This window comes from Schaedlerella arabinosiphila, assembly GCF_003885045.1.
Classification (GTDB): domain Bacteria; phylum Bacillota; class Clostridia; order Lachnospirales; family Lachnospiraceae; genus Schaedlerella; species Schaedlerella arabinosiphila.
In genome coordinates this window covers 993,051-1,009,733 of record NZ_RHJS01000002.1, presented here as the reverse complement: position 1 = coordinate 1,009,733, position 16,683 = coordinate 993,051, and the positions used below count along the sequence as shown (strand labels likewise).

Genomic DNA, 16,683 nt, shown 5'->3' with positions numbered 1-16,683 from the left:
GAGACACTTTCAGATGAATTTTTCAGCCATTGAAGACGCACTGGACGAGCTGAAATCCGGCCGTATCATCCTCTGTATTGATGATCCCGACCGTGAAAACGAAGGCGATCTGATCTGCGCCGCCCAGTTTGCCACTACCGAAAATGTAAATTTTATGGCGACACACGCCAAAGGACTGATCTGCACCCCCATGTCCGAGGAGACCGCGGCACGGCTGGGGCTGGAACAGATGGTAAAGCTGAACACGGACAACCACGGGACGGCGTTTACCGTTTCGGTGGATCATATCACCACCTCCACAGGCATTTCTGCAGAGGAACGGGGCCTGACCTGCCGAAAATGCGCTGACCCCCTGTCCGGCCCGCAGGATTTTCGTCAGCCCGGACATGTATTTCCGCTGACCGCGCGCCCCGGCGGTGTGCTGGCGCGTCCCGGGCATACGGAGGCCACCGTGGATCTGTGCCGCCTGGCAGGGCTGGAACCATGCGGCCTGTGCTGCGAGATCATGCGGGAAGACGGTACCATGATGCGCACCGAGGAATTGCTGGAGCATGCGAAAGCCTGGAATATGAAGGTCATTTCCATCAAAGACCTCCAGGATTACTGCCGGCTTCACGATCAGCATGTCGTAAGGGAGGCCGCCGCCAGGATGCCCACCCATTACGGGGACTTCATGATCTACGGCTACACCGATGATCTGACCGGGCAGAGCCATGTAGCCCTTGTAAAAGGGGAGATCGGCGATGGAAAAAACCTGCTTTGCCGGGTTCACTCCGAATGCCTTACCGGAGATATTTTGGGAAGCCGGCGGTGCGACTGCGGCCAGCAGTTAGAAGCCGCCATGCGCATGATCGAAAAAGAAGGCCGGGGGATTTTGCTGTATATGCGCCAGGAAGGCCGGGGCATCGGCCTGATCAATAAGCTGAAAACCTACGAACTGCAGGAGCAGGGATATGATACCGTGGAAGCCAACATAAAGCTTGGATTCGCCCCGGATATGCGGGAATACTGGATCGGCGCGCAGATCCTGCGGGATCTGGGCGCAAGAGAGCTGCGCCTTCTGACCAATAACCCGGACAAGATCTACCAACTGAAGGATTTTGGACTGAACATCACGGAGCGCGTTTCCATCCAGATGGAGGCCACCAGGGAGGATCTTTTTTACCTGCGTACCAAGCAGAAAAAAATGGGGCACTTCCTGAATTATTCCACGGCGGCAGGCAAATTGGTTTCAAAGGAGGACTTATAATGAAGATATTTGAAGGAAAACTGATTGCGGAAGGAATCCGGGTCGGAATTACGGCCGCCCGGTTCAATGAATTTATCGTTTCCAAGCTGCTCAGCGGATGTGAGGATACGCTCCTCCGCCACGGCGTACGGGCCGACGATATTCACACTGCCTGGGTTCCAGGCGCCTTTGAGATACCGCTGATCGCCTCGAAAATGGCAAAATGCGGCAGATATGATGCCGTAATTGCCCTCGGCGCCGTCATCCGGGGGAGTACCAGCCACTATGACTATGTGTGCAGCGAAGTCTCCAAAGGCATCGCAAATGTGGCTCTGACAAGCGATATCCCGGTGCTGTTCGGAGTCCTTACCACCGATACCATTGAGCAGGCCATCGAACGGGCCGGCACCAAGGCCGGAAATAAAGGGTCGGAATGCGCCCAGGGCGCTATCGAGATGGTAAACCTGATCCGCGCCTTAAATGTCTGAACAAAAAAGAGATCTGTCCGGCTTGGCTTTCCTGCCGGACAGATCCTTTTTCGTTCCCCTGATTCACATTTCAGGCTGCCGTTCGTGTCTGATTTACAAAAATTCTTCCGGCAGCTCCGCCTGATGATCCATCCACCGGGTCATTTCCGACGCGCCGGACAGGTTGGCAGCCGCCTCGTGGGATAACACCGTCACCGTATACTTTCCGTTTCCCTGCACATAGACCGTGCCGTCCCTGCCCCGGATGGTGACCGTTTTTCCCTCGTCGTCCTCAATCCGTCCGCTGCAGGAGAGCCGGTTCAGCGCGCTGTCTCCCGTCACGATCCAGGTACTCCCTTCCTCAATATAGAGATTGCAGTACCCATCCTGATTCTTGTCCGCATTACTTTTCTCATGCAGAACCGCTCCTTTGAGGGTGCTTTGTTTGATCATATAAAAATCAAGCTGACTGATATCGTCCCAAAGAATATCCCCCTCCATGTCCTGGTTTTCCGCGGTAAACAGGCAGTCCGCCCCATTGGCGCCGGCTTTCCCCCAGCCGCCCTGGTGGTCGTTTCCCGTACATTTCAGGAAAAAGTCCAGAACATCCGGATACAGGATCTTTACGCCTGACAGCGTAATGGTGGATTCCGTATTTGTGGTATAAAAGATTCCGCCGTTTTTTGCCGTCAGGCTTCCGCCCTTCATCTCAAAGATGCCCTTTCCCGGTTCAAAATTTCCGGACGTTCCATGATAAACGAGCACGTTCCAGGCGCTGTCGTTGTACAGGTCATCCCCCATATTTCCTGTCAGTTCACAGTCGTACAGGTGCAGTGCATTTCCGCCGTCAATGCGGGCGGCCTCGGATGCATCCGCCGTCAGCAGGGCTTCACGGATGGCAATGTCCGCCCCGCAGTATACAGCCGGCGAATCCGTGCCGAGCGTCCTGTAAATGCCGCCCTCCGCCGCTATTTTGCCGCCGCCCCGGCCGCTGCTTATGGCCGCCGAGGATGCTCCGGAGGTCTCCACCTCCAGATTCCATGCATAAAGCGTACCGCCGCCTGCCGCATGGATACCGCCGGATAGATCCTGCCTCGTGGCGACCGCGGTATCCATCGCATAAGCCAGTGCATTTCCATAGGAAAATATCCCCGCGCCTCCGGGTGCATCCGTCGAAATGCGGCTGTCCCTGATATAGGAAATGCCGTTGGTTGTGAGCAGGGCCGATCCGATGCCGTAAGATGCGGCCGGGCTTCCTCCGGTGCTGTCCCTGGAAGTTCTGGTGATTTCAACATTTTTCAGGAACGCCCGCGCCTCCCCGTATACGTGAACCGCATTCTCATCGGTTCCTGCTGAACCATAGGTTTCACCGTCCGTCACAATATCCACCGCAAATTCCGTGGCGGCGTCATAGTCTTCCGCCTCCCTTAGCTTCCCTGCGCCCCTCGATTTTGCCTGGGAAATGACCAGGATTTCCGATGCCCTTCCTTTCTGATCCAGACTGGCGGAGATCACATCCCCTTCTAAAATGTCAGCGGCTGAGAGCTCCTCCTGGGCATCCTCCGGCGTCTCCGATTCATCCTGTTCGGCTTCTTCGAGTTTGCCAGGCCTGACCACCGTATCCTTTGTGAGAGTGATCTTCTGCTCCTCCCCTGTGAACTCCTGGACAGGATCATGTTCAGCTTCCGTTTTGTTTTCATCTGCATCCGCTCCGTCCTCCTCCGGGCTTTCCGTCCGAATAAGGATAGAATCCTCCGTTACCTGGCACACTTCTCCCGTGACTGTCTCTTCCGTGCCCAGAAGAAAGAACGGGATTTCAAATTCCCCGGAGCAGCCCGCAAGTGCAGGCATTCCCAGCACAAGTACAAGCATCCCGGCTGCGTTTCTTGCTTTCATTCCATCACGTTTCCTTTCCGCAAAACGGATTGCTGCGGCCCTCTCCCACAAGGTGTTCACAGCAATGAATCCTGCTTATTTGAATTTTCCATGCAGGAGCATACACCGCACTGCGATACCCGGAATGCATACTGCCAGGCGGCCTTTTGGCCTGACCGTTATACTTCTTCCACGATGCGGATGATATCCCTTTCAAACAGCTTCTGCATAAATGTTCCGGGCTCTCCGTTGACGCTCAATGTCACCCTGCCTTTCGGCTGCTTCAGATCAATGCCGGAATATTCGATCATATCCATCAGGTAATAAGAATCTCCGTCTTTTTTCAGCGGCAGGCGCAGCGGCGCGTCATTCAAATAGAACAAAATCGTTCCTGACCTGGAGGAAGGCGCACTGCCTGGGCTGGGAATGGTTCCCGTTTTGGCGGACATGTTTCTGGGAGGCGTCTTTCTCACTCCTCCCAATCTATATGTGGATGCATCTTTCTGCATCATGGTTCCTTCCGGTTGAGATGCTCCTCCGGACATCGCGGGCTCTCTGGACTGGGCCGGCGCTCCCGGTATGGCGGGCTCTTTGGGCTGAACCGGCGCTCCCGCCATGGCGGGCTCTCTGGACTGGGCCGGCGCTCCCGCCATGGCGGGCTCTTTGGGCTGAACGGACTCTCTCGGCACATTTGATTCCTTCACCGGGGAATATCCACGCAATGCCGCAGGCTCCTTTGCTGTGGAAAAGCCTTTGGATGCGAGGGCTTCCTTAATAGAAGGAAATTTTGATGTACGTTCCTTCGCGGAAAAAATGCTGCGCTGTGTATAGTTTCTTTTCGGCGGCACGGCGTTGGCCGCTGACATGCTGTCTGTTTCCGATTCCAGATTCAGAGTTCCCTGCACCAGAGATTTTTCATCCCCGTCATATAACCGATCCGCCAGACTCCGCATTTCCCCTGCTGCCTGGCCGGACTGAGGCGTGGGTTTGGCTGCCGTCCCTTGTTCAGGCTGCTGTCTGTATCCTTCTCCCGATGCCGACAGGGTTTCTGATCCCTGTCCAGTCTCCGATAATCGGATTTGCGGATTCCATGTCTCTTCTGCCATGGGCTCGGCCTGGGACGCCAGCAACTCTTCTGTCATAGACTCTTGCTGAACACTCTGTGGCTCTGCTGACATTGCCTTTGATTGAGTATGAGTACTCTGCAAATCTTCCGGCATAGGTTCGGACGGAATGCTCTGTGGCTCCATCGGCATCGGCTCGGACGGAACGCTATGCGGCTCTATCGACATTGGCTCGGACGGAACGCTATGCAGCTCGGTCGGCATCGGCTCACCCTGAGCATTGGACAATTCTTCATGCATCGGCTCTATCGTCAATGTCTCCTGCGCGTTTTCTTTTTCGGATAAGTTCTGTTTTGCTGCCCTCACAGAGTTCATTGCTGACGCAGATCCCACTTCTGACACCGGTATTTCTTCCTTTGCCGGCTCCATTTTACCCGCAGCCGGATTTCCTGCTTCCGATATATGTTCCGTTTCTATTTTATGTTCCGCTTCCGGTACATATTCTGTACCGATTTCAGGTTCCGTTTCCGATACATGTCCCGCAGTGATTTCATATCCTGCTTCCGATACATGTCCCGCAGTGGTTTCATGTCCTGCTTCCGGTACATGTTCTATACTGATTTCATGTTCCGCTTCCGGCTCATCTCCCACAATAATCTTATGTTCCGATGCCGATTCATATCCAGCAGCGATTTCTTGTTCTGCATCTGATACATGTCCCATATCGATCTTATGTTCTGCTGTCGATACATGTCCTGCATCGGTTTCATCCGCTTCCGATCCATGTTCCGTACCGTTTTCATATCCCGCTTTTAATGCGCGTTCCGCTTCCGGTTCATCCTCTGCTTCTGACGCATATCCCGCCTCTATTTCACGTTCCGCTTCCGATCCACCTTCCGCAGCGATTTCATATTCCGCGTCCGATCCATCCTCTGCTTCTGTTTCATTCCCCGCTTCCTCCAAATCCTCTTCCTGTTTCGCCTGCGCTTCCGCCGCTTCCTCTGCAGCCTTTTTTTCTGCCTCACGCTTTCTGGCTGCCAACTGTTCGTCGGAAAGCATCATCAGAATAATATCTCCGTTTTTCAAAGGGGTTTCCAGATCCGCGGGCTGTCCGTTGAGTGTCAGTTCCAGGCATTCCGCGGCGCCTTCGACGTCACGCACGCAGGGTTTTGCGGAAAGCCCCTGGACAGCCGGCACAAACTCGATGTGATCCCCGGCACGGACGATATCCGAAAGCCTGCCTTCCTTTTTGTTGATAAACAGCGACGCCGGCTGCGCTGCCATACCGTAAAAAACTTTCCGTTTTCCGTTTATCCGTACGCTAACGCTTGCCCCGGAACGTCCCAGCATATCCTGGAAGCCGTAGCCGTTCATCATCAGGAGGTTCATGACTGTAAAGCTGCCGCTTCGAAACAGCTTAGCCGATTTTTCGTTCAAGGTGACCCGAAAGCTGTCATTGATCATATTCAGCCCGGAGGAAATGGCAATCCCCAAAGGCGTGGCATATTCCGGATTGTTCAGATCATATTCATCCGAAAATGCATTGGTTCGGAAGTTATTTCCTGCAATGGCCACACGGTTCTGATCCATTTCCAACGCCGCCGTAAGCCCGTCCCTGAGTCCCGCCAGCTTGCTTCCGCCTCCCGCCAGGAACAGAGCGGAGGGTGCGCTGCCGTTGACCTCCAGAACCTTTTCCGCAATCTCCATGCAGAGGGATTCGGACATTCCCTGGATACAGCGGAAAATCTCCTCCCGGGAGCACTTTCTCTCAAATCCAAGGATATCCGTAAATACCACCTCTTCCTGCTGCTCAATCTGCGCCTTCATATTCTCCGCAGTCATGAAATCCACAAGAAATTCTTTCATGATGGATTCCGTGATTTCGTCCCCGGCAATGGTGGCCATCGTATATCCGGTCACGCTGCCCCCGGTGCAGGCCGCAATATCCGAGGTTCCTGCACCGATGTCCACGATCACCAGGTTTAAGAGCCGCAGATTTTCCGGAATCGCGGCATTGATGGCCGCAATCGGCTCCAGGGTGATGCTTGCAACCTCCAGGCCGATCTTGTTCATCGTGGTATAAAGGCTTTCCACCACCTCGCTGGGCAGGAAGGTAGCGATCAGATCCACTTTGATATGCTTTCCCCGGTGATCCTTTAAGCTGGAGATCATATACTGGTCCAGATAATACTGACAGACCGTATATCCCACCAGGTAAAAACGGCGGGTATCCTCCTGGGCTTCATTTTCCGCGTCAAACTGCGCTTCCGCCTTGCTGATCGCCCCTGCTTCCAGACGGTTGATCACCTCATCATCAATGATCTGGGGCCCCTGCAGCACCATCTCATAATCCACCCTGCTGGTCCGAAGGGCGCGCCCTGCCGCCGCGACGGAAACACGTTTCAGCTTTGCGTGGACTTTATCCTCCAGACGCTTCTTCACCTTCTTTGCCAATGCAGATACTTTTTCTATATTTTCAATCTGTCCATCGACCATCGCCCGCTCCGTATGTTCCTCTTTTTCAATGGCAATGATCTTCACCTTGTCTTCCTCAACAACTCCCACCATTCCTATGATGCTGCGCGTCCCGATATCCAGGGCAAATATCATATTATCCGCCTGTACCTCTGTCTTTATCTTCGGCTGCGCTTTTGGCTGTACTTTCGCCTGTACCTTCACCGGAACTTTTTTCGTTTGTCCTTTCGCCATGACGACCTCCTTATTTTTACCGGATGCCCCGGAAAATCACAATATTCTGGAATCTATTATATCGGAATTTTTTATCTCTGTACAGAAAAAAGTTCACAGTCCTAAAATATTTTGGGCAATGTGAAGTAAAGGTAAAATTCTGCGCCGGAAAGCTGTGATTGCATAACCTGTAACCAGAAATTCTTTTGCGCAGCTAAATCTGTATTTCAGGTATTTGGGATAGATACATCCATTCAGATATGGTAAGATAGAAGCAGCTTGATATAGAAAAGGAGGCGTTTTTTATGACACTGAAAGATCTCAGCACCGGGCCGGACTGGGTTCAATGGGCAGTGCTCGTTATTTTCGCACTGTTATCCATCCTTTTCCTGTCCGGCCGCGGCTCCTGCCTGATCGCAGGCTATAACACATCCAGCAAGGAGAACCAGAGCAAATACGATGCCAAAAAGCTGTGCCGGGCAGCCGGGGGCGGAATGGCCGTGATCACAGTATTCCTTTTCGTGATGTCCGTATGGGAAGAAGCGCTCCCCGCGGCCATTGCGTATATATTTCTGGCGCTTGTGGCGGTTGACTGCGTAGTTATGATCGTGTTAATGAATACGATCTGTAAAAAGTAAAACACCTCGCTTCGCGGGAATAAACACCGTTTTCACTGTGGCAGCTCCATCTCTCCCTCCATCCGGACAAAACCGTATGCTTCATAGAGCGGTCTGCCTGCCGCGGTGGCTTCAAGGGATATGCTGTGTATCCCCCTCTCTTTTGCGTCCCGGACGAGCAGATCCAGAATTTTCGCGGCGATCCCTTTTCGTCTGCTGCCGGGCTCGGTGTACATATTCATCACATACGCCTTTTTTCCGGATGGATTGTGAAATGTAGGCATCACCGTATAATAGCTGATCCCGCCTGTCCCAATCAGCGTTTCCCCGTTCAGCACCAGATACGCGGTATGGCTTCCATCCACCAGCGCTTTCCGGTAATATGCTCTCGACTGTGCTTCCACCTCCGACATATCCTGCGAATCCTCCAACTGATTCGCCGCCCGCAGAACCCGGACCCTGGTTTTCGTCAGCATTTCCAGATCCTCCAGAGCGGCCTTTTTGAAGTTCAGTTCCATGGGCGCTGTGCCGGTTTGAGCGGAACTTGCTTTCCCGCACAGTGTACAGTTCCCACCATCCGGCCTTTTTTTCTTCTCATACTCTTCTTTCAGAATGGAATACCAGGTCTGGTCGCAGATTCCCTGGTTGTTCACGCCGCCGGCCCTCCGGGTTCCTTCAAGTGTCATGCCGCATTTCTTCATGACCCGGCCGGAATTGGGGTTGCGGGGATCGTGGCAGGCGTTGACGCAATTTGCTCCCACTTCCCGAAAGAAAAAGTCCATCACCGCCTGCAGGGCTTCGCTGGTGACTCCCTGCCTCCACCAGTTTTGTCCGATGCAGTAGCCTATGGTTGCCGATTCGGTCTGGTCGTCAATCCTTACCGCAGTCATGCTTCCGATCGGCTCATTTGTCTTCTTCCATTGGATAGCCCAGTTGTAGTTCTTCGGGTCCTCATAATGTTTGATCCACTCATCCAGTACCTGTCCTGTAGCCTTCACATTTTCATGGGGCGGCCAGGTCAGAAATTTTGTCACTTCCGGATCTGACACCCAATTGCGAAACATCGGCTCCGCGTCTTCGGCCCGGAATGGTCTTAACCGCAATCGCTCCGTCTCTAAGACTTTTGTACCTCTATGGTTCATGAAAAATCACCTTGTTCCTTTCCGTCTTTGGTTCATTTTCTGCAGCAGCATTGCCGGAGCAGGTATTGCCTTTGCCTGCCCCGATGCGTTGAGCAAAGTTTCATACACCCCGGTAATCTATTTTTTCTTAGCCTTCACCAACAGCATCATCGGCCGGCGCAATTCGTCCTTCATTCCCGGAATATGCATCATTTCTTCAGACGGTTTCGCCTCCTCAACAGCCTCAAGTTCAAAGCCGTTATTCAGCAAGCCCATCAATATTTGGGTAATTGTGTGGTGCTGTTTTACTACATGACATCCCAAAAAGTGCGTGCTCCGCTCTCCTGGAAGGAAATAATCATCCACCGGCCAATATTGAGGTTCTCCGGCTTCCGTATATACCCAGTCTTGTCCGACTCCCGCGGTAAAAACCGGATGTTCTATATTAAAAATAAATACTCCGCCTGGTTTCAGTGTTTTATGTACCTTTTGGAAGATATTCTCAATATGTTCGATGTAGTGCAGCGCCAGATTGGAAACAACGCAGTCCCACATATGTTCCGGGTACTCATACTCCTCTATTCCGCAGACGCGGTACTCGATTTCTTTTTCTGCGTTCCGCTTTTTGGCTTCCTCAATCATTTTTCCGCTCAGGTCAAGCCCCAATACCCGTACCGCCCCCTGTTCCGCCGCGAATTTGCAGTGCCAGCCGTAACCGCATCCCAAATCCAGCACTGCTTTTCCAAGAAGCGAAGGAAACAAGGGCTTTAGCTGGTGCCATTCTCCCGCCGCGCTCAAGCCCTCTCTGCTGCGGGACATTTTTGCATATTCTTCAAAAAAACGTTCTTGATCGTATTCATTATTCATGGCCAATCATCCTCCTGCTCCGATATTCCCTGAACCCTCTTTTCTATTCTACCATAGATCCGGGAGTACGGAAACAATCAGTTTTTCAGCCGCTTATTTTAATGTCATTTTTTTAACATCACAAAACTTTGCGGATACAAAAGAAACCGTATTACATTTTTCCGGTTACTTTTCCCTCCCCTGTGAAAAGCAACCCTGAATACCAGTTTTTATATGCATTCTCCCGACCAATCAGCGTAGTGGGTGGTCAGGGTACGGCCTGTAAAGTCAAGCCCGGATAGCCGAACAAACTGGAGTTGGAATAATATCACAATATACTAAAACCGAATACGGAAAAATCTGGTTGTGAAAAGACAGATTAAAGGGTATAATGTAAAATAGATTGCCAAGGAGGTATGGCCATGCCACAGACAATGCAAAGCTTGATAGAACAGTACATTGCAGAAATCAAAAAGATATACGGTACGCATTTGCGTAAAGTGATTTTATTTGGGTCTTATGCCAGAGGAGATTTCAGGTCGGATTCAGATGTAGATATTATGATATTGCTTGATATTTCTGATGTGGACTTAAAGGCATACAGCCAGCAGCTTTCTTATATGACCTATGATTTTAATCTGGACAATGACCTTGATATAAAGCCTATTGTCAAGAGTGAAGATCATTTTAGAAAATGGGTTGTTAATTATCCATTTTATGCAAATATTAATATAGAAGGAGTCGTTTTGTATGGAGCAGCATAAAGAGGATATTGGAACGAGAAAAGATCTTATGTTCTATCGGCTTCAGAGTGCAAAAGCCGATTTAAAATCTGCAAGAATACTTTTGGCTGCGGAGGAATATAAGGGAGCAAATAATAGAGCTTACTATGCTATTTTTCATGCCATCAATGCTATTCATGCGTTGAGCGGAAAGGCTTATAAACGCCATAAAGATGCAATTGGAAATTTTAATAAGGACTATGTTAGAACTGAAATCTTTCCCAGAGAAATGGGGAGGAAAATCGGCGAAGCTGAAGAAATTCGTCATGCCAGTGATTATGATGATTTCTATATTGCCATCCGGGAAGAATCCGAGAGACAGGTTGCTGTGGCAGATGAATTTATACAGTTGGCCGAAAAGTACTGTATGATGCAGTTTGAAGCTCCTGAAATGTAAGATTCCGTTATAGAATGAAACGTAGAGAATCGCACATAAAAAAACAGCCGCCACTATTCGCACTAGTGACGGCTTACTTATATGCAGAAAACCTGCTACTGGCAGCTTTTCTGCATACGATGGTATGAAAAGCATCGGTCAAAAACATAACAAAGAGTTTCGCAAGCGAAACTCGCGCCTGCGGCGGCCGCATTGCGACATCTACCTCATACGCCGCACAGCGCTCTCCCCGGAGGGTTCTTGTTCTATGGGAAAATTCAGAGAAGTTTCCTATAGAACGAGAAAGTATTATAGAAAGCATTATCCCTTCGGATCATGATTGGCCGCTGCGACAACATCCTGCATCAGCGACAGCGGCGTCTGTCCGCCGCCCTGCTGTACCAGCCTTACCAGCGGCGTATTCATGATGATGCTGAACGTAAAGAGAAATCCCGGATCGTTTTCATCCCCGCCGTATCCCTGGAGGATTCCCTGTTTCATTCCCTCCAGAATCTGCTGCACGGCCGGGTGGTCCTTCATATCGTGGAACGTGTTGAGCATCGTATACTGTCCCGGTTTTTCCAGCTCAAAGGGCCGGATCTTCTGTCCGTACAGCTTTTCAAAATCTGCGACAGACGGTTTCCCGGACGGCCGGATATACCATTGCGGGATATCCTCGCCCCCCATGGAAGAGAGGGTTCCCCGGATCTGAACCTGTTCTGTCAGCCGGATATCCGCACTGGATACCCCGACCTGGATCTGATAATTTCCGGACAGAACTTCCCAATTCCTTGTTTTGACATCATAGTGGGCAAACGCCCTTTGTCCAAGCGTCATGCTGACCCGCTGTTCTTGCCCTGCCTCCAGATACACTTTTGCAAAGCCCTTTAATTCTTTTTTTGCTTTAAATAGATTCGGTGTCTGGTCTGCCACATAAAGCTGTACCACTTCCGCGCCTGCTCTGCTGCCGGTATTTTTCACATTACAGGACACTGTAAACTCCAGACTGTTCGTTGATTTTACATCCAGACCGGATATCTCAAACCGGGTATAGCTCAGTCCGTGCCCAAATGGGAACTGCACCGGAATCCCTGCTTTTTCATAATACCGATAGCCGACATAAATGCTCTCCGCGTATTCCACCTGCCGCGGATTCACGCCGAATGTTTCGGCGGAAGAAACATCGCTGTATGAAACCGGATAGGTCTCCGCCAGTTTTCCACTGGGATTTTCCTCGCCGTAGAGCAGGCCCGCACCGGCTTCACCGACAGCCTGTCCGCCCAGATAGAGGTTCAGCACCGCCTTTACCTGATCCAGCCAGGGCATTTCCAGCGGACTGCCGCCCATCAAAACGACTACCACATTTTCGTTTACTGCCGCGATTTCAGAAATCAGCTCGTTGTGGCTCTCCGGCATGGACATGTGCGCCCTGTCATACCCTTCGGATTCAAAAGAATCCGGCAGTCCCGCCACGACCACGGCCACGTCCGCCGCTTTTGCTCCCGCAACTGCCCTCGCCAATGCTTCTTCATTTCTTCCGCCGTCGATTTCATATGCCGGATAATATGCAACGCATTCTCCTATGCTTTCCATTGCTTCCCGAAGCCCGGAAAGCCTTGTCGGATTGATATGGGAAGAGCCTGCGCCCTGATAGCGGACTTTTTCAGCCATTGCACCGCACAAAGCCGTCTTTGCCGATTTTGAGAGCGGCAGCAGCCCGCCTTCGTTCTTCAGCAATACCGCGCTTTCACAGGCAATCCGTTTTGCAAGCGCGTGATGGGCTTCGATATCAAAATGGGACGCTGTACCCGCCCGTGCCTTTGTTTCCTGTGCTTTGAAGGCTTCTTTCAGAATCCGCTCCACGCATGCGTCAATCTCCGTTTCCAAGAGACACCCCTCTTCGACCGCCTGCTTCACTTCCCCGTCAAAAAATCCGCAGCTATTGGGCATTTCCAGATCGCATCCGGCTTTCAAAGCGGATACCCGGTCGTTCATTGCTCCCCAGTCTGTCACCACCATCCCCTGAAATTCCCATTCCTTGCGCAGAATATCTGTCAAAAGCCTTTGATTGTCACTGGCAAATGTACCGTTGATTTGATTATAAGAACACATCACCGTATCCGGCTGCGCCTCTTTGACCGCCATTTCAAATGCCGGCAGATAGATTTCTCGAAATGCCCGTTCATCCACCATGCTGTTCCCCATCATACGGTCCTGTTCCTGATTGTTGGCCGCAAAGTGTTTCAGGCTGGTACCCACGCCCTTACTCTGAACGCCTTTGATCCAGCTTGTGCCCATCACTCCGGCCAGATACGGATCTTCGCTGAAATATTCAAAATTACGCCCGCACAAAGGATTGCGTTTGATATTTACCCCCGGCCCCAGAACAATGTCCACACCATAATACAGCGCTTCCTCTGCGATGGCCTCTCCCATTTCCTTTAAAAGCCGCGGATTCCACGATGCCGCGCTTGCGCTGGCCGTAGGAAAACAGGTCGATTTTTCGCTGTTGTTGATACCCAGATGGTCGGCCTCTCCTTTCTGTGTACGGAGTCCATGAGGGCCGTCCGACATAAAGACAGATGGGATCTGGTGCTGTTCCATGCTTTCCGTCTCCCAGAATGTCGCGCCGGAGCAGAGCTTCACTTTCTCTTCCAGAGTCATGTTACGGATGATTTCCTGTATTTGTTTCATGAATGCGATTCCTCCTGTTCAGAAGGCAGGAGGCGCCCTGCCATCCTGCCTGAATTATTTCCACCTGTATGGTTGGATGCTTTTTTACTTTCCAGCTTTTCTTTCCTTCAATGCCGTCACGATTTCTACATAATGTTTTTCAAGATCATATTTGTGGAACAGAACGGCCATAATCACAAACAGCCCCAGCGGAATATAGATTGCAAATGCGAAAATTGCGATATTTACGCTTCCCGGCTGTGAAGCCGCGGCGGCATTGTAGCCTGCAAGCGCCAGAAGCCACCCGATCAGCGAACCGCCGATCCCTGATCCGATCTTGCCGCCGAAAGAGCTTGCGCTGTTGGTCATACCGACCATACGTTTCCCATATTTCCAGTCGTTATACTCTACACAATTGTTTACCATCGGTGCGGTCAGGCACATCATGGGAATGGTCGCAAAGCTTGAAAAAAGCCCGCATCCAACGGTTGTCACGATGCTGTATGGTGTAAAGGCTCTCACAACCATTGCCACAGCCCCGATCAGCGCCGACACTTTGCAGGCTCCCGCCATACCCAGCTTTTTCGTCATCGGCCCTACAATGATAAATCCTATAAACGTCGGAAGCAGTCCGACCGCTCCCAAAAGGGCCACGAGGTTGTCGTTTCCAAGGATATATTTTGCAAAATATGTACCGCCTCCGGTAGATAATCCGTAAGAAATATTTACGAGCAGATTCACCAGAAGCATGATCACCCAGTACTTATTTTGGAAAAGCATCCGGATCGCCTCCGCAAATGGTACTTTTTCTTCTGTATCCTGGGGTTCCTCCTCTGCCGCCGTTTTGGAAGTTTCACGCGATGTTTTGTAAAGGATAAACAGGCTGGCAGCCGAAAGCACCGCAAATACAACAGATACTTTGATCCATGCACCCTGATCCCCGCCCAGCATATTGGTAATCGGGATCAGCAATATAGCAATAACCATGCCGATCACATATCCGAATATGGTACGGACAATTCCCATCCTGCCCCGTTCTTCCACGCTTTCCGTGCGGATCGCCATGATTGCCCCGTATGGGATTGCGACTGCCGTATAGACAACGGCGCTGAGCAGTATATTCGTGATCAAAACGTATCCCATCTGCAGACCGCCCGGCGCGTTTTTCGGCACAGTGAACAGCATGATAATGATCACAGCCGCCGGAATCGCCATTCTTAAAAACCAGGGACGGCATTTTCCTTTCGGGGAATTTCCCATATCCATGATCTTCCCCATAACCAGATCAGAGAACGCGTCCGCAAATTTTGCTGCTAAAAGCATCGTTGCGACCATCCCCGCCGCAAGTCCCACCTTTTCTGTATAGAAATAGGTAAGCTGGCCTACCAGATTTGCCATCACGTTCAGCGGAAGCTGTCCCAGGCCGTCGCCCAGATAATCTCCCAGGCGCATCGTCTTTTGAATGCCCATGCTGTCTTTTCCCAATGGTTTCCCTGCCATAATTTCATCTACCTCTCATTCTTCATTTTTTTAACATTCTTCTTATCATTCTTTATTTTTTTGCAATTCACTTGTTATAAGCGCTTATTTCAATTTGTAATTGTATTCTACAGAAAAAGCGGGTTCCTGTCTTGTAATATTGAGCTATATATTGTAAAATTAAGCCAAATCAGAAGCATCACCTGTTTGATGAAAAGAGAATGCGGGAGGGATTCCTATGAACGACATGATTTCCTACTTAAAATTAGTGTACCAGAGTATTTATCTGCCCATCCATTACTACAAAGAGGGCAAATGCCTCCTGCAGATTCCTGAGCCGGAAGAAGAGTTTGATTTCACGGAAGTATTTTTGCCTCTTCTCAAACAAACGGAAAAGAAGATGCATTATATCATCTCCGATGAATTTCTTTATTTTGGAATCGTACGCAATTTTTCAACAGGGGAAGATGTTGTTCTAGGACCGGCCGGCACCGCGCACATTGGGCCAAACGAGCTGCCGCGCATCATGGCGGAATGTTCGATTTCTGCGGAGCACAAGGATGCCGTCAAAAATTATTTCCAGATCCTGCCTCCTGTTTCACACGACCGGTTTTTATACCTGCTGGCGCTCATCAACGCCGGCTTAAACCAGGAAGTGGAGGAGCCGTTTTGTTATTTCGGATATGCCGGAGACCATTCGGACACGATCAATGAAAAACATACTTCTATGCTGTATGAGGCGAAAGAAAAAGAAGTCTTCCATAATTCCTATCAGTATGAACAACAGCTTTATCATTATGTAGAAACCGGAAATGTGGAAGCGATCCAAAACCTTCCTTCCATGAATATCACGACCGGCACCATCGGTAAAAATTCCCTCCGGCAGGCAAAAAATCTGTTTATCACCCTGGTCACCTTATTGACAAGACACGGCATCGCCGGCGGCCTTGACGTTGAAACAGCCTACCAGTTAAGCGACACCTATATCCAGGAATCCGAACGTGCACAGTCCGTAGACACAGTAAAACGTCTGTCCTACACTGCCATTTTGGATTTTACCAGAAGGGTGGCTGCAAACAAAATACCCCTCGGCATGTCTCCGGATATTTTCCAGTGTATCCAATTTATATCCACCCACACCAACCAGCCGCTTTCCATCGAAGATGTGGCGGAAGCGGTGGGCCTGAGCCGCTCCTACCTGTCAAAGAAGTTTAAAAAAGAATTGGGATTTAATCTGAGCGATTTTATTATGCGCAGAAAATTGGAGGAAGGAAAAAGCCTGCTGGCTTACTCGGAAAAATCCATCAGTGAGATCAGCGAATATCTGTGCTTTTCCTCCCAGTCCTATTTCCAGAATGTTTTTAAGAAAAAATATCATATGACGCCTTATGAATACAGAAAATCCATGCGGTAAGCCGCATGGACCTTCTGTATCCGTATGTTGCTGTAAATCGTAACATCCGCATC

General features: G+C 50.6%; 12 protein-coding genes and 1 pseudogene. 6 read left to right on the top strand and 7 right to left on the bottom strand.

The window, feature by feature from the left end; genetic code table 11:
• Positions 1 to 13 precede the first annotated feature (13 nt).
• Complete coding sequence (locus EBB54_RS05100; protein ID WP_125126613.1) at positions 14 to 1,249, top strand: bifunctional 3,4-dihydroxy-2-butanone-4-phosphate synthase/GTP cyclohydrolase II; 1,236 nt, start codon at positions 14 to 16, stop codon at positions 1,247 to 1,249.
• On the top strand, positions 1,249 to 1,716 hold the full coding sequence (gene ribH / locus EBB54_RS05095; RefSeq protein ID WP_004069174.1) for a 6,7-dimethyl-8-ribityllumazine synthase: 468 nt from the start codon (positions 1,249 to 1,251) through the stop codon (positions 1,714 to 1,716). Before EBB54_RS05100 ends, ribH begins: the two co-directional genes overlap by 1 nt.
• Positions 1,717 to 1,809: 93 nt before the next feature.
• Here ribH and EBB54_RS05090 read toward each other — a convergent pair whose 3' ends face one another.
• Positions 1,810 to 3,591: a hypothetical protein gene (locus tag EBB54_RS05090; RefSeq protein WP_243127535.1), complete on the bottom strand. Its 1,782-nt coding sequence runs from the start codon at positions 3,589 to 3,591 to the stop codon at positions 1,810 to 1,812.
• Positions 3,592 to 3,749: 158 nt separating this feature from the next.
• Entirely contained in the window at positions 3,750 to 7,343 is a 3,594-nt protein-coding gene (locus tag EBB54_RS05085) for a cell division FtsA domain-containing protein (protein ID WP_125126611.1), read from the bottom strand.
• A 284-nt stretch (positions 7,344 to 7,627) separates the two neighbouring features.
• Between EBB54_RS05085 and EBB54_RS05080 the strand changes: the two genes are divergently transcribed.
• Complete coding sequence (locus tag EBB54_RS05080) at positions 7,628 to 7,960, top strand: DUF3784 domain-containing protein (protein WP_125126610.1); 333 nt, start codon at positions 7,628 to 7,630, stop codon at positions 7,958 to 7,960.
• A 32-nt stretch (positions 7,961 to 7,992) separates the two neighbouring features.
• Here the strand turns inward: EBB54_RS05080 and EBB54_RS32155 are convergent, their stop codons facing one another.
• The 3 genes and pseudogenes from EBB54_RS32155 to EBB54_RS05065 all read right to left on the bottom strand — a co-directional run bounded on the left by EBB54_RS32155 (position 7,993) and on the right by EBB54_RS05065 (position 9,927).
• Positions 7,993 to 8,457 (bottom strand): GNAT family N-acetyltransferase, encoded by a 465-nt coding sequence (locus EBB54_RS32155; protein WP_193554401.1) that lies wholly within the window; start codon positions 8,455 to 8,457, stop codon positions 7,993 to 7,995.
• Positions 8,458 to 8,571: 114 nt separating this feature from the next.
• Positions 8,572 to 9,081: pseudogene (locus EBB54_RS32150) on the bottom strand (GNAT family N-acetyltransferase); the annotation flags it as partial.
• A 117-nt stretch (positions 9,082 to 9,198) separates the two neighbouring features.
• Entirely contained in the window at positions 9,199 to 9,927 is a 729-nt protein-coding gene (locus tag EBB54_RS05065; protein WP_125126609.1) for a class I SAM-dependent methyltransferase, read from the bottom strand.
• Positions 9,928 to 10,328: 401 nt separating this feature from the next.
• Between EBB54_RS05065 and EBB54_RS05060 the strand changes: the two genes are divergently transcribed.
• Complete coding sequence (locus tag EBB54_RS05060) at positions 10,329 to 10,670, top strand: nucleotidyltransferase domain-containing protein (protein WP_004069187.1); 342 nt, start codon at positions 10,329 to 10,331, stop codon at positions 10,668 to 10,670.
• Entirely contained in the window at positions 10,657 to 11,085 is a 429-nt protein-coding gene (locus tag EBB54_RS05055; RefSeq protein WP_004069189.1) for a HEPN domain-containing protein, read from the top strand. The genes EBB54_RS05060 and EBB54_RS05055 overlap by 14 nt, the downstream gene beginning before the upstream one ends.
• A 300-nt stretch (positions 11,086 to 11,385) precedes the next feature.
• Here the strand turns inward: EBB54_RS05055 and EBB54_RS05050 are convergent, their stop codons facing one another.
• A complete protein-coding gene (locus EBB54_RS05050; protein WP_125126608.1) occupies positions 11,386 to 13,758 on the bottom strand; it encodes a glycoside hydrolase family 3 C-terminal domain-containing protein in 2,373 nt (790 codons plus the stop codon).
• Between the two features lie 84 nt (positions 13,759 to 13,842).
• On the bottom strand, positions 13,843 to 15,237 hold the full coding sequence (locus EBB54_RS05045; RefSeq protein WP_004069193.1) for an MFS transporter: 1,395 nt from the start codon (positions 15,235 to 15,237) through the stop codon (positions 13,843 to 13,845).
• 217 nt (positions 15,238 to 15,454) lie between these two features.
• Between EBB54_RS05045 and EBB54_RS05040 the strand changes: the two genes are divergently transcribed.
• A complete protein-coding gene (locus EBB54_RS05040; protein WP_125126607.1) occupies positions 15,455 to 16,630 on the top strand; it encodes a helix-turn-helix domain-containing protein in 1,176 nt (391 codons plus the stop codon).
• Positions 16,631 to 16,683: the final 53 nt, after the last annotated feature.